The sequence below is a fragment of the Aeromonas schubertii genome (assembly GCF_000820105.1).
Taxonomy (GTDB): domain Bacteria; phylum Pseudomonadota; class Gammaproteobacteria; order Enterobacterales; family Aeromonadaceae; genus Aeromonas; species Aeromonas schubertii.
This window is the reverse complement of sequence record NZ_CDDB01000017.1, coordinates 25,769-50,430: the sequence shown is the minus strand read 5'-3', so window position 1 is coordinate 50,430 and position 24,662 is coordinate 25,769. Positions and strand designations below refer to the sequence as shown.

The window sequence follows — 24,662 nt, the reverse complement described above, 5'->3', positions numbered from 1 at the left end:
GGAACAGGGTCGTTCATGAAAATAGTGCATCAACTACTGGCAGGATTTGGTGTTATCAATCTGATGGTGCTGGCGGGCTCGCTGCTTATCTACGGGGAGCAACGCCAGATGCAGGAGGCGCAGCAGCGTCTGCTCGATGAGGCGCTCCCCACCCTGCAACGGGGTGAGGCGAGTCAGAAGGCTTTGGTGGCGACGGTCTCTTCACTGCGTGGTTACCTCATCCTCGGTGCCCAGCCGGAGCAGGCGAAGCGACTGCAACAGGAGTGGCAACAGGCCTGGCAGGACCTCGAGCAGACCGGCGCCAATACCGGGGATATGCGCCCCTTGCAAGAGCAGGTGTGGCAACTGGCCCACAGCGACGAGAACCTGCCGGCCCATACCCTGATGCTGCAAGAGGCCGGCCCCCTGGCCGAGGCGGCCCTCGATCAGTTGCAGTCCCTCGCCAACGAGGAGGTGGCCGCGCCGGCGGGCTCCCTGCCTGGCGACCGCCGCCAGTTTCTGAAATTGGTGGGGGATGCCTATAACAGCCTATCCAATGCCCTCTCCGCCCTGCGCGACTTCCTGATCACCGGCTCACCCGACTACTTGCAGAAGTTTCGTGACTATCAGGCCTTCCACCGGCAACGGGTGACCGAGCTCGACGCCCGCAACGCGGAGATGAGTCAGACCCAGCGGGATCTCTGGCCTCTCTTCAAGGAGATGATGACCCCCTTCGACGAACTGGTGGAGCAGGTGATCTCCCTGCGTCAGGCGCCAGACTGGAACCGGGCCAACCACCTGATGGCGAGTCAGGTTGAGCCGAGGCAGCAGCAGCTGGTGGGCGAGGCGCAGCAGCGGGTGCTCCAGGCCGAAGGCTCGGTGCGCGAGATATCCGAGGCCCTGACCAGAACAGGCGCCACCATCTCGCTGTTGTTGCTGATGGTGACCCTGAGCACCCTGTTGCTGGGTATGAGCATCGCCATCTGGCTGGCACGGCGGGTGGGGTTGGGGATCGATCCGCTGGTTCGCCGGGCCGAGTCGGTGGCTGAGGGGAATCTGCCCCTCTCCCCCCTCGACAGTCGCCACAGGGACGAGTTGGGGCTGCTGACCGCTGCCGTCAACCGCATGACGGGGCAACTCAGAGAGCTGGTCTCGGGCCTGCAGGGACTGGTGGTGCGGGTGGATGAGGCGGGGGGAGATGTGGCCTCCCTCTCTACCTCCCTGCGCCAGCTGCTGGGGGAGTTGATGGCCCAGTCCGAGCAGGTGGCGCAGGCCATGAGCGACATCTCGGGGGCGGCGCGTGGCATTGCCGGCACGGTGGAGCAGACGGCCCGTGAGGCGAGGGCGACCGAGGTCGGGTTGGGTGAGGTGGTACAGAGCCTGGGGTTGATGACCCGAGCCATGGAGGCGGTCTCGGCCATGATCGAGGAGGCCAACGGCGCCATGGGGGCGCTGCGTGGTCAGAGTGAACAGATTGGCCAGGTGACGGGGGTCATCGCCTCCATCGCCGAGCAGACCAACCTGCTTGCCCTCAACGCGGCCATCGAGGCGGCCCGGGCCGGCGATCAGGGGCGAGGTTTTGCGGTGGTGGCCGACGAGGTGCGCCAGCTGGCCCAGCGCACCCAGGGCTCGACCCGGGAGATTGCCGCCAGCGTTCAGCAGATCCAGGAGCAGACCCGCACCACGGCCGAGACGGTGGCCAGAGGGACCGAGCTGGTGGCCGGTGGCGAAGCGGCGGTGCAACAGGCCAGTCAACTGCTCGCCAGAACGGCCGAGCGGGTACGAGCCCTGGCCCAGGGACTGGCCGAGGTCGATACGGCCACCCATCAGCAATCGGATGTGGCGACGTCGGTCGCCGAGCGGTTGGCCGACATGGCGCGCCTCTGTCAGCAGGCAGGAGATCGGGGGGAAGAGGGGAACCGGGTGGTACACCGGCTCGGTGAGAACACCGGCCGGCTGCGTGAGATGCTGGGACGTTTTACGCTGGAGTGAGCCTAGAGACGGCGGAACTCCTGGTTGGCGATGCTGGCAGGGGTTTCGTTGTTGAGCAGATGGATGAGCAGTATGGCCCGTTGATCGCCGTCCGGCTCTTGATAGATGGCCTCTATCCCCTGGAAGGGGCCTGATTCGATCAGTACCTTGTCTCCCGGGCTCGGCAGCTCGGCATACTTGGCCCTCGCCTCGTCGCTGTCATCCTGGCTCATCAGGCTATAGACCAGCTGCTTGGGGATGGGGGTCCACTCCTCACCAAAGCGGATGATGCGGGCGATGCCCCGGGTAGACTTGATGCTCAGAGGGGTCACCACCTCGAGATCCGCATAGATGAAGAGATAGGCGGGAAACATGGGTTCGCGTACCTTGACCCGCTTGCCGCGCTTGATCTTCTCCACCTCGACCATGGGGTAGTAAGACTCGATGCCCTGCATTTTCAGATTGGCCTCGGCGCGCCCCTCTTCCTTGGCTTTGCAGTAGGCCAGATACCATTGATGCATAAGAGTGAAATTGTGCGGCTATTCCTGTCGATATGATAGCGATTGGAAGCAAAAAGGCCACGTTAAACGTGGCCTTGTCGGGTCGTTTGGTGAATTACCAGCCTTTGACCAGTCCACCCTTGAACAGCTCGTCACCCTTCTTGTAGACCTCGTCGGTCTGGAAGGATTGCACGAACTCCTTGACCTTCTGCTCGTCCTTGTTGGACTCGCGGGCCACGATCAGGTTGACGTAGGGGGACTCCTTGTCTTCGACGAAGAGGCCATCACGGTTCGGGGTGAGATCGATTTGGCTGGCGAAGGTGGTGTTGATGATGGCCAGATCCACGTCCTCCAGGGAGCGGGGCAGCTGAGCGGCTTCCAGCTCGACGATCTTCAGGTTTTTCGGGTTGGCGACGATGTCGAGTACGGTGGCGTTGAGGTTGCCGTTGTCCTTGAGGGTCAGCAGCCCTTGCTTGGCCAGCAGGATCAGGGAGCGACCCAGGTTGGTGGGATCGTTCGGAACGGCGACCTGGGCACCCTCTTTAAGCTCGTCCAGGGACTTGATCTTCTTGGAGTAGCCGGCGATGGGATAGACGAAGGTGTTGCCGACCGGCACCAGCTTGAAGCCGCGATCCTTGACCTGGGCATCCAGGTAGGGTTTGTGCTGGAAGGCGTTGAGATCGATGCTGCCATCGTTCAGGGCCACGTTCGGGGTGACGTAGTCGGAGAAGGTCACCACCTCGACCTGCAGGCCGTACTTCTCCTTGGCCACCCTGGCGGCCGTCTCGACCAGCTCGGACTCGGCACCGGCGATGGCACCGACCTTCAGTACCTTGCTCTCTTCCTTCTGACCGCAGCCGGCCAGTACCAGACCGGCCAGCAGGGCGGCCGCGACAGATTTGATACCCAGTTTCATGTTTACCTCCTGTAAAGAATCATTGAATCAGCGGTGATCGACCCGTTTGACCAGGCGATCTCCCAGGCTCTGAATGAGTTGTACCAGCACCACCAGGATCACCACAGTGGTGAGCATGACCAGGGGATCGAAACGCTGGTAGCCGTAACGAATACCCACGTCGCCGAGGCCGCCACCTCCGATGGCGCCGGCCATGGCCGAGTAGTTGACCAGGGCCACCAGGGTGATGGTGACGCTGTTGATGACGCCGGGCAGGGCCTCGGGCAGCAGCACCTTGGCGATGATCTGCAGCGGCTTGGCCCCCATGGCGCGGGCCGCCTCCACCAGGCCGTCGGGGATTTCCATCAGGGCTCCTTCCACCAGGCGGGCGAAGAAGGGGATGGCTCCTATGGTGAGCGGGACCACGGCGGCGGCGGTGCCGATACTGGTGCCGACCACCAAGCGGGTGAAGGGGATGATGGCCACCAGCAAGATGATGAAGGGGACCGAGCGTCCTATGTTGACCACCAGTCCCAGAGCCCAGTTGAGAGCCGGATTTTCCAGGATCTGACCGCGCTTGGTCACGTGCAGGGCGATGCCGAGCGGCAGTCCCAGTAGACAGCTGAACAGCGCAGACGCCAGCACCATGATAAGGGTGTCACCCAGGGCGGAGATCAGCAGATTAACCATGGCTTCGGACATAGCCCAGCACCTCCAGTTGAATATGATGTTCGATAAAGAAGGCCTGGGCCGATTCGCACTGGCCGGCATCCCCAAACAGTTCGGCCAGCATAAAGCCAAACTTGACCCCGCCTGCGTACTCTATGTTGGCGGAGAGGATGCTGATGTCGATACCGAAGCGGCGGCTCACCTCCGAGATGAGGGGGGCATCGACCGTGTTGCCGGTGAAGCCCAGCTTGACCAGAGGGTAACTCCCTTCGATGCGCTCGGGCACCAGCCTGGCTTGATACTCCTCGGGAATGGCCACATGGATGGTGGAGCGGATGAAGTCCCGGGCCAGCTCTGTCTTGGCATGGGTAAAGAACCAGGCCACCTCACCGCGCTCGATGAGCCTGCCGTCGCTGATGATGGCAACCTCGTCACAGATGCGCTTGACCACCTCCATCTCGTGGGTGATGAGCAGTATGGTCAGCCCCAGCTTGGCATTGATCTCTTTAAGCAGTGCCAGGATCGACTGGGTCGTTTGGGGATCGAGGGCCGAGGTGGCCTCGTCACACAGCAGCACCTTGGGGGAGGGGGCCAGGGCCCGGGCGATGGCCACCCGCTGCTTCTGCCCGCCGGAGAGCTCGGCCGGATAGGCCTGGGCGCGGTGCTCCAGTCCCACCAGGGCGAGCAGTTCGGCCACCCGGGCCGCGATGCGGGCCTTGTCCCATCCTGCCAGCTCGAGGGGGAAGGCGACGTTGCCGGCCACGGTACGCGACGAGAGCAGGTTAAAGTGCTGGAAGATCATGCCGATCTGGCGGCGAGCCAGGGTCAGTGCCCCTTCGGGCAGGGCGGTGAGATCGGTGCCGTCGACCACGACCTGACCCGTGGTGGGACGCTCGAGCAGATTGACGCAACGGATCAGGGTGCTCTTGCCGGCCCCCGAGGCGCCGATGACGCCGACGATCTTGCCCTGTGGCACCTCCAGACTCACCTCGCGCAGGGCATGCACGGCATCGTTGCCGTGACCATATACCTTGCTCAGACCGATCAATTTAATCATGAAATCATCCGTGTCGAGAGCGTCGCAGTACGGGGGACTGGTCGCTGAAAAATTGGGCAGAGGAATGGCGGTCAGACCCTGCCTGAGTAGTGGATGATGCTAAGATGTCTGGATGGCCATGTCAACGAATGTTTTTACGTCTGGACGTCTAAACATCTCTTGCCGATGTTTCCTGGAAACATAAAAAAGACCGCTCCGGAGAGCGGTCAATTGCCACCAAGGCAAAGGGTGGGCCCGCTGGCGCGGGCCGCTCTGTAGTGGTTATTGGGCTGCGGTTTCCTGCAGCTCGCTATTTTGTTCCTTGAGGAAGGTGATCCAGGGAGTGGCACGGCCACTCATGACACCGTTTTGGGCGGCCTGGGAGAAGGCGGCCAGGGCTTCCTTGGGCTTGTCCTGCTCGAACAGGGCGACACCGGAGAGGAAGCGCAGCTCGGCACGCTGCTCACCATTGGCACCGGGTGCCGGCTTGCCAGCCAGGGTCACCAGATCCCCGTAGCGCTTGGCCTGTACCATCATGCGTGCCATCTTGAGCTGCAGCTCGCCGCTCGGCGCCTTGCGGTAAGAGGCCATCAGGGTATCGATGGCGGGGTTGATCTCCTTGGCCTGGTGCCAGAAGTTGGCCAGGGTCCTGAGGTTGGTGGCGCTCTGCTCTATGGCGCCATCCTTCATCCCCTTCTCCATCACGCGGGCAGCCCGATGGGGAATGCCGTTGAAGGCCAGATAGTTGCACAGGCGCAGCAGCTCGGCCGACTCGGTGAGCATACCCAGCTTGTAGGCGCTCTCCAGAGCGGCCAGGGCCTTGGTGTCATTGCCGGCCTGCTGGTTCATGGCCGACAGCTGCATCCAGTACTTCTTCTTCTCCGGGAACATGCCGACCAGGGCGGTGAGCACCTCGGTGGCCTGCTTGTACTGCTTGAGCTCGTAATGGGCACCCATCTTCAACAGATACCAGGACTCGGGGGCCTTGGCGCCGGAGAGGCGAATCGCCTGATCGGCGGCCGGGATGGCCTCCTTGTACTGTTTGAGCTGAACGTGGGCGTTGGCCAGAGTGATGTAGGCGTGAGGCGTGGGCTTCTCATCCTTGCCGAGATTGGCAAACCACTCCTTCATGGTCTTCACCGAGGCCTGGAAGTTGCCTTCCGCCATATAGAGCTGGGCCAGGTTATAGCGTACCTGCTGGGCGACCGGTGCCGGCAGACCGCCGGTGGCGATCGCCGCGGCAAAGTACTTGGTGGCCTGGCCGTACTTTTCTTGCTGCGCCGCCACGAAGCCCAGGGTCTGCAAGATGACGCCCTTGTCGTAGATGCGCTCGCCGGCGCCCGAGAGCGCCTCCTGCAGCTTGGCGTTGGCCTCGCCATATTTCTTCTCGGTGATCAGCTCCTGGGCCTTGTTGACCGCACGGTAGGCGCGATCCGACAGGGCCGGCTGCTCTGCCGCCAAGGGGGCGGTGCTGATAAGCACCGCCAGGGCGACCGGGGCCAGGCCCCACTGTTTCCATCCTTTCATCGCCACTCCTTAGTTGACCGCAAACTCGATCTCTTGCTGCATCCGGCTGGCCTGGGGCTTGCCATCCACCATGGCCGGCTTGAAGGTCCACTTGGCTACGGTTTTCTTGGCTTCCTTGCCAAGGTCGTAGCTGCGCGGATCCTCGCGCACGACGCGAATGTTGTTGACCGTACCGCGCTCGGTAACGGTGAACTCGAGTATCACCTTGCCCGATGCCAGCCCGGCCAGGGCCGCCTTGCGGGGCATCATGGGCTCGAAGGTCGCCAGCGGAATCGCTCCGTTGTTACCACCTATGCCACCGCCGCCGGTACCGGTGCTGTAGGCACCGAGGGCGTTGCCACCACCTATGTTGACTGGCAGATCGAGCTTGGGCATGTCCATGGGCGCGCTCTCCATCTTGGGGCGATCCGTGCTTGCCACTTCCAGCTCGGGAGGGGGCGGCGGACGCTTGGGAGGAGGCGGCTTGGGCAGCTCGCGTTGTTTCTCCTGCAGGGTCTCCTGGGGCTTGATGCGGATGAAGTCGACCATGCTCGGGTCTTCCTTCTCGATCAACTCACCCCTGTGCTGGTTAACCAGCCTGTTCATTCCCCAGAACAGGCCAAACACCACCACAAACGAGACCAGGAGGGATATCAGATATCTCATTGTCGCCTCCTGGCATCAGCCTTCCTTGTTGGCGGCGATGGAGATGTTCTGCACGCCGGCCATGCGGATCTGATCCATGACCTCGACCACGATACCGGAGCGGGACTCGGTATCGGCCTGGATGACCACGGCGCTCTCCGGGTTTTCGGCACGCAGGCGCTCGATGTTGGCGCGCACGGCACCCACTTCGACCTGACGCTTGTCGACCCAGACCTGGCCGTTCTCACGCACGGCGACCATGATGTTGCCCTTCTTCACCGTCTCGGCCGTGTTGGCGCTGGGACGGTTGATCTCGACACCGGCCTCCTTCACGAAGGAGGTGGTGACGATAAAGAAGATGAGCATGATGAAGACGATGTCCAGCATGGGGGTGAGATCGATGGCGGCCTCGTCGGCGCCGCTATCGCTATAGCGTTTTCTCATCGCAAATACTCCTTGCTCATGGCCGGGGCCCTGCCCCGGCCAGTGCTTCCTGCGTTAACCGTGTTTCAGGTTGTCTTCCAGCTTGTCGACGGCCAGCTTGGCCTTGTGATCGAGCTGATTAACAAAGAACAGACCCGAGAGAGAGGCGATCATGCCGGCCATGGTCGGTATGGTCGCCTTGGAGATGCCCGAGGCCATGGCGCGCGGCGAACCGGTACCGGTCACGGCCAGGGTATCGAACACCTGAACCATGCCGACTACGGTGCCGAGCAGTCCCATCAGGGGGCAGAGGGCGATCAACACCTTGATGATCGGCATCCCCTTGTCCACCGCCATGGCAACGTGGGAGACCATCTCACGCCGGATCTGCTTGGCAGACCAGGAGAGGTGATCGGTGCGCGCCAGCCAGGACTTCTTGGTCTCTCTCACCTGTTTCGGATAAACGGTCACGAAATAGAACCAGCGTTCCAGCAGCAGGGCCCACATCAGCAGGGTCAGGAAGAAGATGGCGACCAAGACGTCGCCACCCAGTCCCAGGAACCGGCGGACGGACTCCACTTCCTCAATCAACCAGAACCACATGGATGACTCCTTAGGCTGCCTTGGCGTGCAGGCGCTCCTGATAACGGGCCACGAAACCGGCGCTCTGCTCTTCCAGCACCTGGATCAGGCGACGGCTCTGGGTGTTAACCAGGGTGTAGAGGAACAGCATGGGCACGGCCACGACCAGACCCTGCATGGTGGTGACCAGGGCTTCGGAGATGCCGCCGGCCATCAGCTTGGGATCACCGGTACCGAACAGGGTGATGGCCTGGAAGGTGGCGATCATACCGACCACGGTACCCAGCAGACCCAGCAGCGGAGCGACCGAAGCGATGAGCTTGATGATGCTGATCCCCTTCTCGAGCTTGGGCACGTTGCGCAGGATGATCTCGTCGAGCTTGGACTCGAGATCTTCAATATTGTCGCCGCGGTGACCCTGGTAGGCCTCCAGCATCTCGCCGATGGCATTGCCCTCGATCACGGCGTCAGACTTGAGCTGCTTGCGCATGGCACTGCCGATGAGGGAGAGGCGGGCACCGATGAAGAGGGCCAGCAGCACACCCAGGGCGCCCAGGGCCAGGATCACGTAACCGACGGCACCCCCCTGGTCGATACGCTCCTTGAGGGTCGGGGATTGCACCAGCAGGGAGAGGATCACCCCGCGGGAGGGGTCGATAAAGAGCGGCTTGACGCTGCTATCAGCCTGCTCGAAGTCGGCAACCGGCTTGAGCACGGCGCTGTCGGGCTGGCGGGCGAGCTGTTCAAACTTGCCGGTTTCGGGCACGAAGGTGAGGTATTTACCGTCGGCGACCGTGTTGAATTCACCGATCTGGGTGACGGTGTGCTCGGCCTGGTTACCCTCGCCATAGACGATGGTGGCCGGGAACTGGGTCACCTTGCCGGCATCGACCATGCGGCTGAGGATGGTGGTCCAGAACAGGGAGAGCTCGTCGGAGGAGGGAAGCTCCTTACTCTCGGCCAGTTTGGTCAGCAGCTGGGCTTGATCCGGGTGCTGCAGGCGCAGGGCCGAGGCGTTGAAGATCCCCTTGAACTCGCCGGCGAACTGACGCAAGACCCCGAACATCTCACCCATGTTGCCGGCGCGCTGGCGCAGGGTATCGGTGAGTTCGGTCAGCTGCTTGTCGTTGGCATCGAAGCGGGTCTTGAGCTGCTCGCCACGGGCGATTTCGGCGTTGAGATCGGCCTGGGCCTTGGCCAGCAGGGAGGCCTGCTGGTTCTTGTCGGCGAGGAAACGGGCCTCGCGGTCGGCGTTGAGCCTGGTTTCGGCGGCGCTCTCGCTCTTGATCTGGCTCAGCAGGGCGTTGAGATCCACCGGTTTCTCTGCCGCCGTGGTCGGCAGGGCAAAGAGGGTGGCGCCGGCGATCAGCGCGGCGACGGCATGTTTGATTCCTTTCATTATGCTTTCTCCGCAGTCTGGACCGGCAGCTTGATGAGGGCGGGAGGCGCCTGCTTCTTGGCGATACGCAGGCCCTGCTCTACGGCACTGCGGTACTCATCGGGCAGGGGCTCCCACTGGCGGGTCTTCTTGTTCCACATGCCGGTCTCTTGTCCATCCGGGGACTGATAGAGCAGGGCGATGCGGCCCACGCGCAGGAACTCATAAGTCTTCTCGCTGCCATCTTTCTCCAGGCTGGCCTTGTAGGCCTCGATGGTGCGGCTGAAGCCCTCTTCGATCTGGTAGGCTTCCAGGATCTTGCGGTACTTCTCGGAGATGGTGACGTCGGCCCGGTTCATCAGGTCGGTCAGGGCGGCGACGCGGTCTTCGCGCTCCACCTTCTGGAACGGCAGATCCAGGGCGACGAACTGCTCCAGGGAGTCGATCATCTTGAGCATCAGGGGCACCACTTCGGTGCTGGTCTGATCGATCTGCTCGATCTGCTTTTGCATGGAGACGAGCTCTCCTTGCTGGGAGTCGACCATCTTGGCGACCTGCTCGTTGTAAGCCTTGAGGCTGTCGAGCTGGCGCAGGGCGGCCTTGTACTGAGCCAGGGCGGTGTCGGCTGCCTCGGCGTAGTTATCGATTTTTTGCTGAGAGGCCTTGGCGGCCTGATTGGTGGCGGCTTGGGTGTCGACGGCCTGGTTGGCCGGGGCGGCACTCGATGCAAAGCTGGTCAACAGGGCGGCCGAGATCAGGCTGCCGAGGAGCGCTTTTTTCATTGTAATAGTCCTTGTTTTCATAGGATTACCCTATCTCCATCACTTCCTTGGACCTGGGGTAAGGCCGGCCCGATGGGGCCGGCCTTGGTTCTGTCAGGCGGGTTGGCCTATCAGAATTTCTGGGTGTAGTCGATGTAGTAGACGCGACCGTCGATGCTGTAGAGGTAGTCGTCGTAGGTGAAGCCATCATCCGAGAGGGAGGGGCCACGATTGAACATGTTCTTCACGCCGGCCTGGATCTTGCCGTTCCAGCTGGTGTCGACGGCCAGGTTCAGGTTCCAGGTGGTGTTGGAGGCGATGTGACCTGTCTCCTGACCATCCACGTAGTCCTGGCTCTGGGAGTCGATGTAGTTGGCGCTCAGGTAGGCGTCGAAGTTCCACCACTCGGGGACGTTCACACCGACACCGGAGTTGAAGCGGAAGTCGGGACGACCGTTCCAGCCCTTCTTGTCGACCATGGGACCACCGGCAAACAGACCCTCTTCATACTTGAGGATGTAGGTGCTGCTGAAGTCGGTGCGCACGGTGGCAACGTTGAAGTCGTACTTGTAGTCCACCTTGAAGTCGAGGCCCGAGGTCTTGAGTTGACCCAGGTTAACCATACCGGCGTAGACCATCTCGACGTCACCGTTGGCATCACGGATGACGTTCGGGTTACTGCCGGTGTTCAGCTCCTGATAGAACTGGGTCTGGGTGGTAGCCAGCTGAATCACGTCATCGATCTTGATGTAGTAGTAATCGAGGCTCAGATTCAGATTATCCAGCGGGTTGTAGGCGACACCGATGCCAAAGGTATCGGCGGTCTCTTCCTTCAGGTTCTTGTTGGACTGGCGGACGGTGCTGTACTGCTCTTCCGGGCAGTTGGCGATACCGTTGGCCTGGCAGGCAACGTAGTCCTTGGCGAAGTCGGCAGAGTCGGCATCAGCGGCGTACAGGTCGTCCAGACCCGGGGCGCGGAACGACTGGGACCAGGAGGTACGGAACATCAGGTTGTCCAGCGGCTGGTAGCGCAGGCTCGCCTTGGGCGAGAAGGCGCTGCCGAAGTCGCTGTACTTGTCGTAACGACCGGCCAGGTTCAGCTCGATCTGCTCTGTGATGGGGATCAGGCTCTCGATGTAGGTGGCGAAGACGTCACGCACACCGCTGCCGGAGTTACCGGAGGAGCCCAGCACGTTACCGGCCGCAGACTGGCTGTCATAGGTGTCGCTGTAGCTCCAGTCGTTGTACTCGGCACCCAGGTACCAGCTGACGGGGCCGGCGGGCAGTTCGCCCATGTCCCACCCCAGACCGCCGTACCACTGGAAGAAGTCCATCTTGGAGTTGCGGCTGGTGTCGTAGGAGAGGTCGCTGGTGGCGCTGGGGGAGAACTCGCCGTCCTTGAACTCCCCGCTGTCGACCAGTCTTTGGACCGACGGATTCAGCACATAGCCGGATCCCTTGTTCTTGTTATCGGTCTTGGAGTACATGTAGCCCGCGTTCCACTCCACATCCCCCACGGCTTCGGTCGGCAGCGTGCCTTCGAAGCCGAGGTTCAGGGTGCCGGTCAGGTCGGTGACGTCGTTGTCACGGGGGCCGACGTTGCTGAAGCGGTAGTAGACGGTCGCCTTCTCGCCGACACCGGTATCGAAGCCGTTGGCGGCCAGCACCGCATCGCCGCCGGCGGTGCCGCCCTTAACGGTGAAGGGGGCGGCAGCCGGGGCAAAGCGGCCGAAACTGGTGACCCGGGAGCCGATCACCTGGGGCACGAAGTCCACGTTGTCGTTGATGTGGTAGCGGCCGTTGACGTAGATGGTGTCACGGGTACGGGAGGCGGTCTGGGCGGCCACCTGGGCGAAGTCGAAGCGGCAGGCGGTGCCCTTGGTGACAAAACCCGGGCCTGTGTTGGCGCAATCGATACCATCCAGGGTCTTGGTCACCGGCTTGCCGGTCACAGGGTCCGTTCCCTTGATATTGCGGCCGTAGAGGCTCGGTGCAGTGGCACCCTGTTTGGCGAGGTAGTCACGGTCACGCATGTAGATGACGTCCTTGACGTCATGCTCGTAGACCATGGTCAGAGAGCCCTTCTCACCTGTGATGCCGGTGACGATGGAGCCGCTCTTCTCGTCGCCGCCCTCTTCGCTGGGGCTGCCGAGGCGACCCTGGAACAGCAGGCCGTCGAAATCTTCCTTGAGCACGACGTTGATGACGCCGCCGATGGCGTCAGAACCATACAGGGCCGAGCCACCGTCCAGGTTCACTTCGATGCGCTCGACGGCAGCCATCGGGATGGTGTTGAGGTTGATGGAGGTGCCGCCCATGGAGGGGGAGCCGGCGATCCGTTTGCCGTTGAGCAGTACCAGGGTACGCTCCGAGCCCAGACCGCGCAGACCGACGGAGGCCTGAGATTGGGCCGAGCTGCCGGAAGACGGTGAAATGCCGCCAAAGGAGTTATAAGAGGCCTGTTTCAGGTAGTCGGCCACGGTCTGTTGACCGGATTGCTCAATCTTGGCCTTGGAGACGGAGACGACCGGGGTGGCCCCTTCCACGTCAACGCGGGAGATACGGGAACCGGTCACCTTGATCTTCTGGAGTTTCTCGACGTTCTGCCCCTCTTCGGCGGCAGAGACAGGGGTGGCTACTACTGCGGCGCTCGCAAGGGCGAACGCGACCGCAGCAGAGAGTCTGCTTTTCCTTAGCATCGCTTTATCCTTCCTGATTGTTTGTTTTGTTTGCTTCCGGTCCACCCTCGGGTGGTGGCTATTACGCTTATCAAGTTTGTCGGTCGTGCGTCAACGTGGTTGTAACGGAAAGGATGCGGCGGTGTTTTTGGAGTGTTATATCGTGGTTTTATTGATAGGCAGGTAATTATCTTGATTTGAGTGGTTAAGCTGAGGTTAAGTTTCTATGTTCGGGCGGATGTCTGCAAAGATCATACTCACAGGGAACTTATTGTTGATTAATGGGTCTGTGGTTAAAAAATGCTGTTTTTTTATCTATTAATAGATTGATGTATTGATTTTGTAGGTTTTGATCTTGTCTTTGTAAAATTTTGTGTGTCTGCGGCGTCTTCTCATCTCCGCCTGTCGTTATTGGGTCTTTTTATCCTTTTAAAACAGTTGTTTATCTTTGTTTCTTGGCGCCATTCAAGGCCGGCCACCTCGCCGGTAATCGTTTTCACCGCGTAGCCGTCATGGGGGCGATTTAGCATTTTGTTTCAAATTGTATCTTGCGTGAAGAAAGTTGCATTGGGCGCTTTATGGCACTCATGGTGCTTGATTTTTATTGCAAACTTCTTACAGTGGCCCTGCGGGTTGTCTGTGTTCAGGCCGATAACCCAGTCAGTAATGCCAGGAAGGATGGATTGGTCATTGGAATTGACTGATCGCTAATTAAAACAACAAGGACGAGGTCGCAAGACGCCATGCTGTCGTATTTTCTACGTCGGGCACTGCTCATCATACCCACGTTTCTGGGCATCACCCTGCTCGTCTTCACCATTACCCGCTTCGTTCCCGGTGGTCCGGTAGAGCGCATGTTGCTGCAGGCTCAGGTCGCGCAGGGGGAGGGGCATCGCTCCACCGCCAGCAAGGGGGCCCAGGCGCTTTCCGATGAACAGATCGAAGAGCTCAAGGCCTTCTATGGTCTCGACAAGCCCATGCTAGTGGCCTACTGGGAGTGGCTGCAGAAGCTGGTGAAGCTGGATCTGGGGGAGTCTACCCGCTACTACGAGCCGGTGTGGGATCTCATCAAGGAGCGGCTGCCCGTCACCGCCTTCTTCGGGGTCGCCACCTTTCTCTTGAGTTATCTGGTCTCGATACCGCTCGGTATCGCCAAGGCGCTGCGTCATAACAGCCGCTTCGACTCGGCCAGCTCCATGTTTATCTATACCGCCTATGCGCTGCCCGCTTATGTAGTGGGGATATTCCTCATCACCGTCTTCGCGTTCCATCTCGAGTGGCTCCCCATGGGCGGCTTCCCCGGCGATGACTACGAATATCTGGAGAGTCACTGGGAGAAGGTGAGCACCGTCTTCGCCCACGCCCTGCTGCCCCTCATCGCCTATGCGATCGGTGACTTTGCCGTGCTCACCATGACCATGAAGAACAGCCTGATGGAGAACCTCTCGGCCGACTACGTGCGCACTGCCGTGGCCAAGGGGTTGCCGTTTCGCAAGGCGGTCACCCGTCATGCCATGCGCAACAGCCTGATCCCCATCGCCAGCCACTTTGGCAGCGTGCTGACCGTCTTCTTCGGCGGCTCCTTCCTCATCGAGACCATCTTCAACATCGACGGCATCGGTCTGCTCGGTTACGAGGCGATCGTCGAGCGCGACTATCCGACCGTGATGGGCATATTGGCCATTACCTCGGTGTTGATGCTGCTGGGCAATATCCTCTCGGATATCTGTGTCGCCCTGGTCGACCCACGCGTACGCTTCGGGGAGTAAGCCATGCAACTGAGTCCCGTTACCCGCAAGAAACTCAAGCGCTTCGCCTCCATCAAGCGCGGTTATTACTCCTTTATCCTGTTTTCGGTTTTGGTACTGCTCTCCTGCGCCGCCGAGATGCTGGTCAACAGCCGTGCCCTGGTGGTGAGCTATCAGGGGCAACTCTACTTCCCCACCTACGGGGACGTGATCCCGGGCAGCCGCTTCGGCCTCGATTACGACTACGAGACCAACTATCGCCAGCTCAAGGCCAAGCTGGCCGCCGAGGATCAGGGTGACTGGGTGCTGCTGCCCCCTGTGCCCTGGAACCCCTATGAGCAAGACTTCAAGGAAGATGCCTATCCTCCTTATGCCCCCACTCTTCTCGATCGCCACTTCCTCGGCACCGACACCAGCGGACGAGACGTGCTGGCGCGCCTGGTGTATGGCTTTCGTATCGCCATCGGTTTTGCCTTTATCGCCCTGGTCGCGAGCTACGTCATCGGCGTCGCCGTCGGCTGCATGATGGGCTTCCTCGGCGGGCGCTTCGATCTGGTGATGCAGCGCTTCATCGAGATCTGGTCCCAGGTCCCCTTCCTCTACGTCATCATGATCCTGGTGTCGCTCACCAAGCCCAACTTCGGCCTGTTCGTCGGCATCAACGTGCTGTTTGGCTGGATGGGGATCACCTGGTATATGCGGACCCTGACCTACAAGGAGCGGGCGCGTGACTACGTGATGGCGGCGCGGGCGCAAGGTGCCGCGACCGGGCGCATCATCTTCCACCACATATTGCCCAACACCCTGGTGATGGTGGTGACCCTGGCCCCCTTTGCCGTGGTCGGTAACATCTCGACCCTGACTGCGCTCGATTACCTCGGCTTTGGTCTGGCGCCGCCCACCCCGAGCTGGGGTGAGCTGCTCTCCCAGGGGATCAACAACCTCGACGCCATCTGGATCGTGAGCTCTGTGGTGGCGGCGGTGAGCGCCGTGCTTATCATGGTCTCGTTCATCGGTGAGGCGGTGCGTGAGGCATTCGACCCGCGCAAGTTCACCCGTTACGAATAAGCCTCTCTCGTCAAAATTTGGTGCTGCGCCACAACCAGGCGCTCTGGAGTTCAAGGATGAATAATAAAATCAAATGGATAGGTGGCTTCTTGCTGCTGGTGAACGGGACTCTGGTGTGGGCCGAGGCCCTGCCGGAAGGGCTCACCTGGGAGACCAACGACACGGATCCCGTGTTCGCCTCGCCGGACGCCAGGCAGGGGGGCACGCTGAACCTCTACGTGGACAGCTTCCCGCTCACTTTCCGCACCGTGGGGCCCGACTCCAACGGTTCGTTCCGCTCCTTTATTCTCGATAACCAGTTGCGGCTCATCAGCTTTCACCCCAATACCGGCAACCCGATCCCGGCGCTGGCCACTCACTGGGCGATTGCCCCGGACAACCAGACCGTCTACTTCAGGCTCGATCCGCGCGCCAAGTGGTCCGATGGCAAACCTGTGGTGGCCGAGGATTACACCTTTGGCTATGAGATGATGCGCTCGCCCCACATCAAGGGGCCCTGGTTCAACAACTACTACACCACCGAAGTGATCGAGGTGAGCAAGGTTGACGAGCACACCATCAAGGTCAAGGCGGGCAGTGCCAAGGGCAAGCTGGATCTGCTCAACACCACCGAGCTGTGGCCCCAGCCCAAGCACTTCTACAAGCTCACCCCCAACTGGGTGAAGCAGTACAACTGGGCCATAGTCCCGACCACGGGCCCCTACGTCATCAGCGACGTGAAGAAGGGAAAATCGGTCACCTTCAGCCGCCAGAAGGATTGGTGGGCCAGGGACGATCGCTTCTTCCAGCACCGCTTCAACATCGACAAGGTGCACGTCAAGGTGATCCGCGATCAGAACATAGCGTTTCGTCACTTCCTGAAAGGGGAGCTCGACAGCTTCGAGATGATCCAGCCCACCTGGTGGCACGAGAAGGCCAAGGGACCCGAGTTCGACAAGGGTTACATTCAGAAGGTGATGGCTTACACCGATACCAAGCAGGGTGGCCAGGGGCTGCACCTGAACACTTCCGTGCCCCGGCTTGCCGATCTCAACGTGCGCCTCGGCATCGAGCACGCCATCAACATGGACAAGATGATCGCCACCGTGCTGCGCGGTGACTATGTGCGTGCCACCACCTTCGGTTCGGGTTTTGGCCCCTTCACCGATATGACGTTGCCGGAGCGTGCCTACGACGTGCAGAAGGCCCGTGACTACTTCGCCAAGGCCGGCTACACCAAGCAGGGACCGGACGGCATCCTGGTCAATGACAAGGGCGAGCGCCTCACCCTGGCGGTCACCTTTACCGTCTCCGAACACGCCAAGCGGCTGAGCTTCCTCAAAGAGGAGGCCAAGCGCGCCGGCCTGGATCTCGAGCTCAACCTGGTCGATGGCGCTACCGGCTTCAAGGCCATGCTGGAGAAGAAGCATGAGGCGGCCTGGCTCGGTTGGGGCGGCGGCGGCCTCTATCCCCAGTACTGGGAGTCGTTCCACTCGGATAACGCCAACAAACCCCAGACCAACAACTTCTTCAACGTGGCCGACAAGGCGCTCGACGCGCTCATCGATGCCTATGGCAAGGAGTTCGATCTGGACAAGCGTGCCGACCTGTCGCGCCAGATCCAGCAACGCATCTATGATCTCGCCATTTTCGTACCCGGCTATGCCCTCAACTATGTGCGCGCCTCCAGCTGGCGCTATGTGATGCTGCCCGCCGTGCCGGCCACCAAGAACACCCCGGATCTCCTCTACTGGCCCATGGACGGTTATCCCCACAGCTCCGGCGGCCTGCTCTGGATCGACGAGGGCAAGCGTAAAGAGGTGATGAGTGACAAGTCCTCCGGCAAGGCGCTGGAGCCGGTCGTGCTGGTCGACAAGAGCTGGCAGCATGGTTGAGGAGGCGGGCATGGAGCAGAGCAAGCCCCTGCTCGAGGTTCGTGACCTCGCGGTGGAGTTCAGCGTCGATGATGGCTGTGTGAGGGTTCTCGACGGCGTCAGCTTCGCGGTGCGCCCGGGACAGACTCTGGGGATCGTCGGTGAGTCGGGCTGTGGCAAGAGCGTCACCTCGCTCGCCGTCATGGGGCTGTTACCCAAGCCCCACGGCCGTGTGGTGGGGGGCTCCATCCGCCTGGAGGGGGAAGAGCTGCTGGATCTGCCCACCGAGGCGCTCTACAAGGTGCGTGGCAACCGCATCTCGATGATCTTCCAGGAGCCGATGACGGCCCTGAACCCGGTCAAGACCATAGGGGAGCAGCTCGCCGAGGTGTATGAACTGCACCGCCCCGACTACGATCGGCGCCAGCGCAAGGAGGCGGCCATCGCCATGTTGCGCAAGGTGGGGATCCCGGAGCCGGAACGGCGCTACGGCAACTACCCCCATAACCTGTCGGGGGGCATGCGCCAGCGGGTGATGATCGCCATGGCGCTGGCCTGCGAGCCGGCCCTGCTCATCTGTGACGAGCCCACCACGGCGCTGGATGTGACCATTCAGGCCCAGATCCTCGATCTGATGAAGGAGCTGCAAGAGCAAAATGGCATGGCCATCCTCTTTATCACCCACGATCTCGGCGTGGTCGCCGAGATGTGTGACGAGGTGGTGGTCATGTATGCCGGCCGGGCCGTGGAGCAGGCGGATGTGTTCGAGCTGTTCGAGCGGCCGTGCCATCCTTATACCCATGGCCTGATGGATTCGATTCCGCGCCTCGAAGACGAGCCCAAGACCCTGCTCAAGACCATCCGCGGGCAGGTGCCTTCCCTCGCCGAGATGCCGGCCGGTTGCCGCTTCTCCAACCGTTGCCCTCATGCCACCGAGCTGTGCGTGGGTCAGGTGCCGGCCATCGAGCTGCTGGCCCGGGATCACAGCGTGGCCTGTCACCACTGGAAGGAGGTGAGAGCATGACCCAGCCACTGCTCACCATCACGGATCTCAAGCAGCACTTCGCCATGGGCGGCGGCTTCTTGCAGCGCAACTACAAGGTCTATGCGGTCGACGGCATCAGCCTCTCCCTGCGCCGGGGCGAGACCCTTGGCCTGGTGGGGGAGTCCGGCTGCGGCAAGTCCACCCTGGGGCGCACCCTGCTCAAATTGTTCGAGCCCACCGCAGGATCCATCACCTTCGAGGGGCGCGACATTACCACCCTCTCTCCCCGGGAGATGCGCTCGTTGCGCCAGGAGATGCAGATCGTCTTTCAAGACCCGATGGAGTCGCTCAATGCGCGCCACACGGTCGGTCAGATCCTGGAGGAGCCCTTCATCATCCACGGCAAGGGCACCAGTGACGAGCGACGTCTCTGGGTGCGCGAGCTGCTCGAGAAGGTGGGGCTGCCCGCCACCGCCGCCGAACGCTATCCCCATGAATTCTCGGGTGGTCAGCGTCAGCGTATCGGCATCGCCCGTGCCATCGCCCTCAAGCCCAAGCTGCTGGTGTGTGACGAGGCGGTCTCGGCCCTCGATGTCTCGGTGCAGTCCCAGATCGTGAACCTGCTGCTCAGCCTGCAGCGGGAGATGGATCTTGCCATGATCTTCATCGCCCACGACCTGTCGGTGGTGAAGCACATCTCGGATCGCATCGCCGTCATGTATCTGGGTCGGGTGGTCGAACTGGCCGAGGCCAGCGAGCTCTATCAGGCGCCGCGTCACCCCTACACCCAGGCGCTCATCTCGGCCATCCCGGTGCCGGATCCCCGTCGGCGCAGCCAGCGCATCCTGCTCACCGGTGATGTGCCGTCTCCCATCGCACCGCCACCGGGTTGCCACTTCCATCAGCGTTGTCCCTACGCGAGCGAGCGCTGCCGCAGTGAGGCGCCAGCCCTCGCGGGTGAGGGGCACCAGGTGGCCTGTCACCACCCTCTGCCAGCCAGCGGGGTGCATAACCAGGTGTACCTCGATCGCGCGATCTGAGGTGATGGAATGAAATAATGGGGCCCTGGGCCCCATTTTCGTCTGTGTGTGGAGTTTCAGGTTGGCCTGAACAGGCCTGGGCGGGTCAGTGCCTTGTGGGCACTGCGGTCATGATGTTTGTAATTTTACAACAAAGTGGTGCTCAGGCACCGTAGCGGAAGTAGTAGTTGCGGGTTGCCGGTGCATAGGCGACCTTCTCGTTACGACCCTTGTCAGTCACCCCTTTCAGGTGGAAAAGCACTGCCAGATGTTCAAACATAACTCACCTCTTTGTGGTTGGTGTGACCTGCGTCACAGGAGCAATCCTAGGTGGGTTTGTGAGCTGGATCAATAAAATTTGTTGTTTATTTACATAATTTTCTGGAAAGGGTTTTCACAGCAGTGATGCTTATGGAGCCGTTTTCAGGCGACTTCCCTCTCGTGTTATGTGCCGAATGAGCATCAAAAGGTGCCAATTTTACCAAGGAGATGTCCGCAATATTAGGTGGCGTGACCGGTGGGCAATTACATTAGATAAAGGATCCACCTTGGTCTATTTCCTGTCCCCGTTGCTGAAATAATTTATCTCATCTCTGCTGGAGGCGCAGGCGCAATAATAAATAGCGCTATTTGTCTGGCAGTGGATATGAGAGAGCGACTACTCTTTTTATGGTCCCTCTTTCTGGCCTCCAGAGGATACACGGCTATGTTACCGAGCGAGCTCATTATTGACGCGCTGCTAAGTGACGTCGAGACGGTGATGGAACCTCATACTGAATATGATCATGACGAGCCAATGTTGACGGCAGAAAATATTGATCTGTTACTACGGGAATAAATGTTCAGGCCTGGGTGCCATATCGCGTCGCCTCAAATCGGTTTAGCAGTTGGTGTAATAGATAACACAGAGCCAGGGTGACCACTATGGCCACACCAATACTGCTGACTCGATAGAGGGCGCTGAAGACCAGATCCCGATTGGGTGAGAGATATTGCCCAAAAAGGATGCCGAGGGTGGAGAGAGCCCCGAAACCGATGCCGGATCCCCCTTCGCCTACGTGGATCCTGGCCAGCACCATGCACCCCAGCCAGAGCAGGGGGGTGACCAGCAGTAGTACTCCCGACCAGTCATAGAGCAGCAGTTGCATCCCCAGTCCCACGCCGACCCCGAGCAGGGTGCCCAGGGCCCGCTTGCGGGCATAGGTGAGGGCGCCATTCCAGTTCATGGGAAAGAGCAGCATCAGGGTGGTGGCCTGGGCCGACATGGAGTCGCTCAGATCGCAGATCTGAAACACCACGAAGGAGAGGGTGGCCAGGGTGGCACCCAGCAGCGCCTCATGACGCAGACGGTGGGAAGGCTTGGGCGCCGGCGCCGGGCTTGCCGGTGGCTCGCTGTCGGGAAAGAGTGAGACCAGCAGCCAGGCGACCATGGCCGAGAAGGCATTGCCCATCAGGGTGCTCAGGAAGAGGTCGTTGAGATCCGTGCCGGGGTAGCTGGCGAAGTGGAGCATGATGCTGAGGATCAGGACACCGTTGGCGCCAAAGAGAAACAGGTTGCCCCTCGACATGCAGGCAAAGCGGTAGAGAAACAACCCAAAGACGATGGGGGTCATGAGCAGGGGATAGCCGCCGAAGATCCCCCCCAGCAGGCCCACTTCCAGAGTGCTGACCAGGGGCGCCGCCAGCAGTTGCAGCGTCACCTGGCGATTGAGGATGGGCACAGTGCCCAGCAGCAGCATGGGGGTCACGGTGAAGAAGACCCCATAGTTCCAGTTCATCACCTTGCACAGGAGAAACCCCAGGGTGGCACCGCTGGCGATACGCAGGCAGCGGCGCAGTTGATCCCCGCTGAGGGGGGCGGTGAAAGACATGCAGACTCCTCGAGCCGCCAGCCTCGCATCGACGGGGTGGCGGCCGGTTATCAGTAGATGTAGTGCAGCAGGCTGATCAGGGTGATCTGGGCCCTGGCCAGCAGGGCGAGCAGGGGGTTCTCGGGGAGCAGTTGTACGGTGGCTCGCGCCCCGGAGGGGAGCCGGGTCTGCGCCACCTCATCGAGATGCAGGCGCAGGCGCAGTCGCTGGGCATCCCGCACCCAGCGATCCGACTGGGTCGGGGTGGCGAGCTGGCCGTTGGCGTCGAACTGGCCGGCGCTCACCCCGGCATCCAGGCTGTCGATATGGGCCGGATAGAGGCTGCCCGGCCTGCCATCGAAGACCACCAGTGCCCTGTCTCCCTGCTCGGCACCGCGCAGTGCCTTCTCGCGAAAATCGGCGATCACCTCCAGCTGATCGGCCACCAGTGCCAGCAGCGGGCTGCCGGCGGCGGCGTAGGCCCCCTGCTCCAGCTGCAGGTTGGTGACCACCCCATCTTGCTCGGCGCTCACCCTGCTGTAGGCCAGGTTGAGGGTGGCCCGCTCCAGATTGTTATGTGCCTGGCGCAGGCGCAGGTTGGCCTCGCCCGATTCGCCGCGACTCACCTTGAGCTGGACCAGGGTGGCCTGGCTTGCCTCCAGGGCGGCTTGTGCCGTGCGCAGCGCCCCATCGGCATCCTCTTTCTGTTGCTGGGCGATGAGGTGGCGCTCATAGAGGGCATTGACCCGGCGCGCCTGACGCTCGGCCAGTTGGTAGCGGGTGTTTGCCGCACTCAGATCGGCGTCGGCGGCGGCTATGTTGGCATCGAGCCTGGCGTTCTCCTGTCTGGCCTGCTCCAGGGCCAGTTGGGCCTGCTCGACCGCCAGCCGGAAGGGGGCAGGATCGAGCTCGAACAGCAGATCGCCTTTGTGCACGCTCTGGTTATTGCGCACATGGACGGCCATCAGCCGCCCACTGACCTGGGGGGCGACCTTGACTACACCGCGGGTGGCCATGGCCTGGGGAGTCAGGGGCATCTTGAGATCGGCCAGCAGGAAGTAGGCAAACAGCAGGGCAAAGGCGATGGCGCCCCCCTTCACCCAACGGGCAAATTGCTGATCAGGTGTCATCTTGTTGCGACCCCTGCTGATTGTGTCTGGCCAGGCGGGCCAGGGCGTTCTCGGTGATCTTGCCCAGGGTCAGCTCGAAGCGGGTCAGCTCGGCCTCATCGACGCTCCCGAGCAGATCGTGACGGGCCTGCATGATGCGTTGCTCCATCTGGGCGAGCAGCTCAAGGCCGGCATCGGTCAGGCTGACGATACGGGCGCGCTTGTCCTCGCGGCAGCAGTGGCGGTTCACCAGTCCCTGCTCTTCGAGCTGACCCAGGGTTCGCATCAGGGAGGCAACCTCGATCTCGAGGGCATCGGCCAGACTCTTCTGGCTGATGTGATCGCCCAGACGCTTGAGCTTCCAGAGCGCGGTCCAGCGGGGGTAGGTGAGGCCGAGGGGCAACAACTCCTGATCGGCCACTCGCCCCCACAGACGGTAGAGACGACCGAGGCGTTCGGCCAGAGAGAGTTCGCGCAGGCGTTCGAGAGAGTGATCCATGGGGGACTCCATTTACTTAGCGTGCTAACNNGTTAGCACGCTAAGTAAATGGTTTTGTGACGGGGGTCACGGATACCCCCTTGGAGAGGGGCGGCTTGGCGTTAAAGGTTTCAATGATTTTATTTGGCTTTGGCGGGGAGTTAACCGACAGGAGGAGCCTGCATCCCTAGAGTGTGCCCGATCACACACAGTGCTGGAGCATAACAATGAAAAACCTCGCTACCCCCACCGCCCTCGGCAACTGGCAGATCGCCGGCATGCCGATGCAGCTCTTCTTCGGTTTCTCGGCCTGCGTACTCTACGCCGGCTGGAATGGCTCTCTGCCTCTTGGCATGGTGGGCGCCCTGGCGCTCATGTTCGTACTCGGTACCCTGCTGACCGAGCTCGGCGAGCGTATCCCCCCGGTGCGTGAATACTTGGGAGGCGGCACCATACTCGCCATTTTCGGCGGTGCCGCTCTGTTTGAATACCACCTCCTCCCCGCCGAGGCGGGGGCGGTCATCACCAACTTCATGAAGGAGGGGGGCTTTCTCAACTTCTTCATCGCCAGCCTGGTGACCGGCTCCGTGTTTGGCATGAGCCGAGCCCTGCTGAAAAATGCCGCCATGCGTTATCTGCCGGTGATCCTCGGCGGTGTGGCGGTGGCCCTGCTGGCCGTCGGCCTGGCCGGTGCCTTGCTTGGTTACGGCTTCAAGAATGCGGTGCTGCTCATCGGTTTGCCCATCATGGGCGGTGGCATGGGGGCGGGGGCCGTTCCCTTGGTCGAGATCCTCTCCGGGCCCATGCACCTCTCCAGCGCCGAGCTGCTCTCGCGCATGGTGCCGGCGGTGGTCATCGCCAACACCCTGGCGATCCTGGTCGGTAGCCTGTTGGCCCGCTTGGGTCGCCGATTCCCGAGCCTTACCGGCAACGGTCGCCTGATGATCCGCGAGGAGAGCGCCACCGCCGAGGAGGCGAGCCGCACCCCGACCCTCGAGAGCCTCGGCATCGGCCTCTTCATCAGCTCGAGCATGTTTGTGCTCGGCTCTCTGCTCGGCAAGTTTATTCCCATGCATCCTTTCGCCCTGATGATCCTGGCGGTAGCCGTCATCAAGGTGAGCGGTCTTCTGCCTCGTCGCTTCGAGGAGGCCGCCGCCGACTGGTACCAGTTTGTGGTCACCAACCTGACTCCCTCGCTGCTGGTGGGGATTGGCGTCGCCTACACCAGCATCCCCGAGCTGGTCGCCGCCTTCTCGCTCCAGTACTTCGTGCTGGTATTGATCACCGTGCTGGGGGGGGCCCTGGGAGCGGCCATCGTGGGTCGGATGATCGGCTTCTACCCCATAGAGGCGGCTATCACCGGCGGCTTGTGCATGGCCAACATGGGGGGCACTGGCGATGTGGCCGTGCTCTCTGCGGCGCGGCGCATGCAGCTGATGCCGTTTGCCCAGATCTCCTCACGGCTCGGCGGCGCCTTCATGCTGATCCTGGCCACCCTGCTCATCTCTCTGTTCGTGTAAGGAGCCCCA

The 24,662-nt window shown here is 61.4% G+C and carries 21 protein-coding genes; 7 read left to right on the top strand and 14 right to left on the bottom strand.

The annotated features are described in order from the left end of the window. Window positions 1–15: 15 nt before the first annotated feature. Window positions 16–1,971 carry a methyl-accepting chemotaxis protein gene (locus BN1133_RS03545; RefSeq protein ID WP_050665176.1) on the top strand — a complete coding sequence of 652 codons (1,956 nt, stop codon included), beginning with the start codon at window positions 16–18 and terminating at the stop codon, window positions 1,969–1,971. Window positions 1,972–1,973: 2 nt separating this feature from the next. On the opposite strand, the gene rfaH is transcribed toward BN1133_RS03545, so the two are convergent. The 11 genes from rfaH to BN1133_RS03490 all read right to left on the bottom strand — a co-directional run bounded on the left by rfaH (window position 1,974) and on the right by BN1133_RS03490 (window position 13,044). Further along, a complete protein-coding gene (gene rfaH, locus BN1133_RS03540; protein ID WP_050665175.1) occupies window positions 1,974–2,471 on the bottom strand; it encodes a transcription/translation regulatory transformer protein RfaH in 498 nt (165 codons plus the stop codon). A 94-nt stretch (window positions 2,472–2,565) separates the two neighbouring features. Next, entirely contained in the window at window positions 2,566–3,366 is an 801-nt protein-coding gene (gene metQ, locus BN1133_RS03535) for a methionine ABC transporter substrate-binding lipoprotein MetQ (RefSeq protein ID WP_050665174.1), read from the bottom strand. A 27-nt stretch (window positions 3,367–3,393) separates the two neighbouring features. Further along, window positions 3,394–4,047, bottom strand: coding sequence for a methionine ABC transporter permease (locus tag BN1133_RS03530; protein WP_050665173.1), 654 nt, complete (start codon window positions 4,045–4,047; stop codon window positions 3,394–3,396). Next, a complete protein-coding gene (metN, locus tag BN1133_RS03525; RefSeq protein ID WP_050665172.1) occupies window positions 4,028–5,071 on the bottom strand; it encodes a methionine ABC transporter ATP-binding protein MetN in 1,044 nt (347 codons plus the stop codon). Before metN ends, BN1133_RS03530 begins: the two co-directional genes overlap by 20 nt. Before the next feature lie 261 nt (window positions 5,072–5,332). After that, window positions 5,333–6,577 (bottom strand): tetratricopeptide repeat protein, encoded by a 1,245-nt coding sequence (locus BN1133_RS03520; RefSeq protein WP_050665171.1) that lies wholly within the window; start codon window positions 6,575–6,577, stop codon window positions 5,333–5,335. Between the two features lie 9 nt (window positions 6,578–6,586). Beyond that, entirely contained in the window at window positions 6,587–7,222 is a 636-nt protein-coding gene (locus BN1133_RS03515) for an energy transducer TonB (RefSeq protein WP_050665170.1), read from the bottom strand. 15 nt (window positions 7,223–7,237) lie between these two features. After that, window positions 7,238–7,645, bottom strand: a complete 408-nt coding sequence (locus BN1133_RS03510; RefSeq protein WP_005346259.1) for an ExbD/TolR family protein — start codon at window positions 7,643–7,645, stop codon at window positions 7,238–7,240. 54 nt (window positions 7,646–7,699) lie between these two features. Then, a complete protein-coding gene (locus tag BN1133_RS03505) occupies window positions 7,700–8,227 on the bottom strand; it encodes a MotA/TolQ/ExbB proton channel family protein (RefSeq protein WP_050665169.1) in 528 nt (175 codons plus the stop codon). 10 nt (window positions 8,228–8,237) lie between these two features. Beyond that, complete coding sequence (locus tag BN1133_RS03500) at window positions 8,238–9,605, bottom strand: MotA/TolQ/ExbB proton channel family protein (RefSeq protein WP_050665168.1); 1,368 nt, start codon at window positions 9,603–9,605, stop codon at window positions 8,238–8,240. Further along, window positions 9,605–10,366, bottom strand: coding sequence for a DUF3450 domain-containing protein (locus tag BN1133_RS03495; protein ID WP_050665167.1), 762 nt, complete (start codon window positions 10,364–10,366; stop codon window positions 9,605–9,607). The genes BN1133_RS03500 and BN1133_RS03495 overlap by 1 nt, the downstream gene beginning before the upstream one ends. A gap of 110 nt (window positions 10,367–10,476) precedes the next feature. Further along, window positions 10,477–13,044, bottom strand: a complete 2,568-nt coding sequence (locus BN1133_RS03490; RefSeq protein WP_050665166.1) for a TonB-dependent receptor — start codon at window positions 13,042–13,044, stop codon at window positions 10,477–10,479. A gap of 722 nt (window positions 13,045–13,766) precedes the next feature. Here BN1133_RS03490 and BN1133_RS03485 point away from each other — a divergent pair. Genes BN1133_RS03485 through BN1133_RS03465 form a run of 5 tightly spaced genes read left to right on the top strand, consistent with a single transcriptional unit; the run spans window position 13,767 to window position 19,717 of the window. After that, window positions 13,767–14,792 (top strand): ABC transporter permease subunit, encoded by a 1,026-nt coding sequence (locus BN1133_RS03485; RefSeq protein WP_050665165.1) that lies wholly within the window; start codon window positions 13,767–13,769, stop codon window positions 14,790–14,792. Window positions 14,793–14,795: 3 nt separating this feature from the next. Beyond that, on the top strand, window positions 14,796–15,839 hold the full coding sequence (locus tag BN1133_RS03480; protein WP_050665164.1) for an ABC transporter permease: 1,044 nt from the start codon (window positions 14,796–14,798) through the stop codon (window positions 15,837–15,839). A gap of 56 nt (window positions 15,840–15,895) precedes the next feature. After that, window positions 15,896–17,713 (top strand): extracellular solute-binding protein, encoded by a 1,818-nt coding sequence (locus tag BN1133_RS03475; RefSeq protein ID WP_050665163.1) that lies wholly within the window; start codon window positions 15,896–15,898, stop codon window positions 17,711–17,713. A gap of 10 nt (window positions 17,714–17,723) precedes the next feature. After that, window positions 17,724–18,716 carry an ABC transporter ATP-binding protein gene (locus BN1133_RS03470; protein ID WP_169793526.1) on the top strand — a complete coding sequence of 331 codons (993 nt, stop codon included), beginning with the start codon at window positions 17,724–17,726 and terminating at the stop codon, window positions 18,714–18,716. Then, window positions 18,713–19,717, top strand: coding sequence for an ABC transporter ATP-binding protein (locus BN1133_RS03465; RefSeq protein WP_050665161.1), 1,005 nt, complete (start codon window positions 18,713–18,715; stop codon window positions 19,715–19,717). The genes BN1133_RS03470 and BN1133_RS03465 overlap by 4 nt, the downstream gene beginning before the upstream one ends. An 821-nt stretch (window positions 19,718–20,538) precedes the next feature. Here BN1133_RS03465 and BN1133_RS03460 read toward each other — a convergent pair. The 3 genes from BN1133_RS03460 to BN1133_RS03450 are packed head-to-tail and all read right to left on the bottom strand — an operon-like array spanning window position 20,539 to window position 23,154. Next, window positions 20,539–21,567: a DUF2955 domain-containing protein gene (locus BN1133_RS03460; RefSeq protein ID WP_050665160.1), complete on the bottom strand. Its 1,029-nt coding sequence runs from the start codon at window positions 21,565–21,567 to the stop codon at window positions 20,539–20,541. Window positions 21,568–21,617: 50 nt separating this feature from the next. Continuing rightward, entirely contained in the window at window positions 21,618–22,676 is a 1,059-nt protein-coding gene (locus tag BN1133_RS03455) for an HlyD family secretion protein (protein ID WP_050665159.1), read from the bottom strand. Further along, window positions 22,666–23,154, bottom strand: a complete 489-nt coding sequence (locus tag BN1133_RS03450) for a MarR family transcriptional regulator (protein WP_050665158.1) — start codon at window positions 23,152–23,154, stop codon at window positions 22,666–22,668. Before BN1133_RS03450 ends, BN1133_RS03455 begins: the two co-directional genes overlap by 11 nt. Before the next feature lie 206 nt (window positions 23,155–23,360). Here BN1133_RS03450 and BN1133_RS03445 point away from each other — a divergent pair, with 206 nt between their 5' ends. After that, on the top strand, window positions 23,361–24,653 hold the full coding sequence (locus tag BN1133_RS03445) for a 2-hydroxycarboxylate transporter family protein (protein ID WP_050665157.1): 1,293 nt from the start codon (window positions 23,361–23,363) through the stop codon (window positions 24,651–24,653). The last annotated feature ends 9 nt before the right edge of the window (window positions 24,654–24,662 follow it).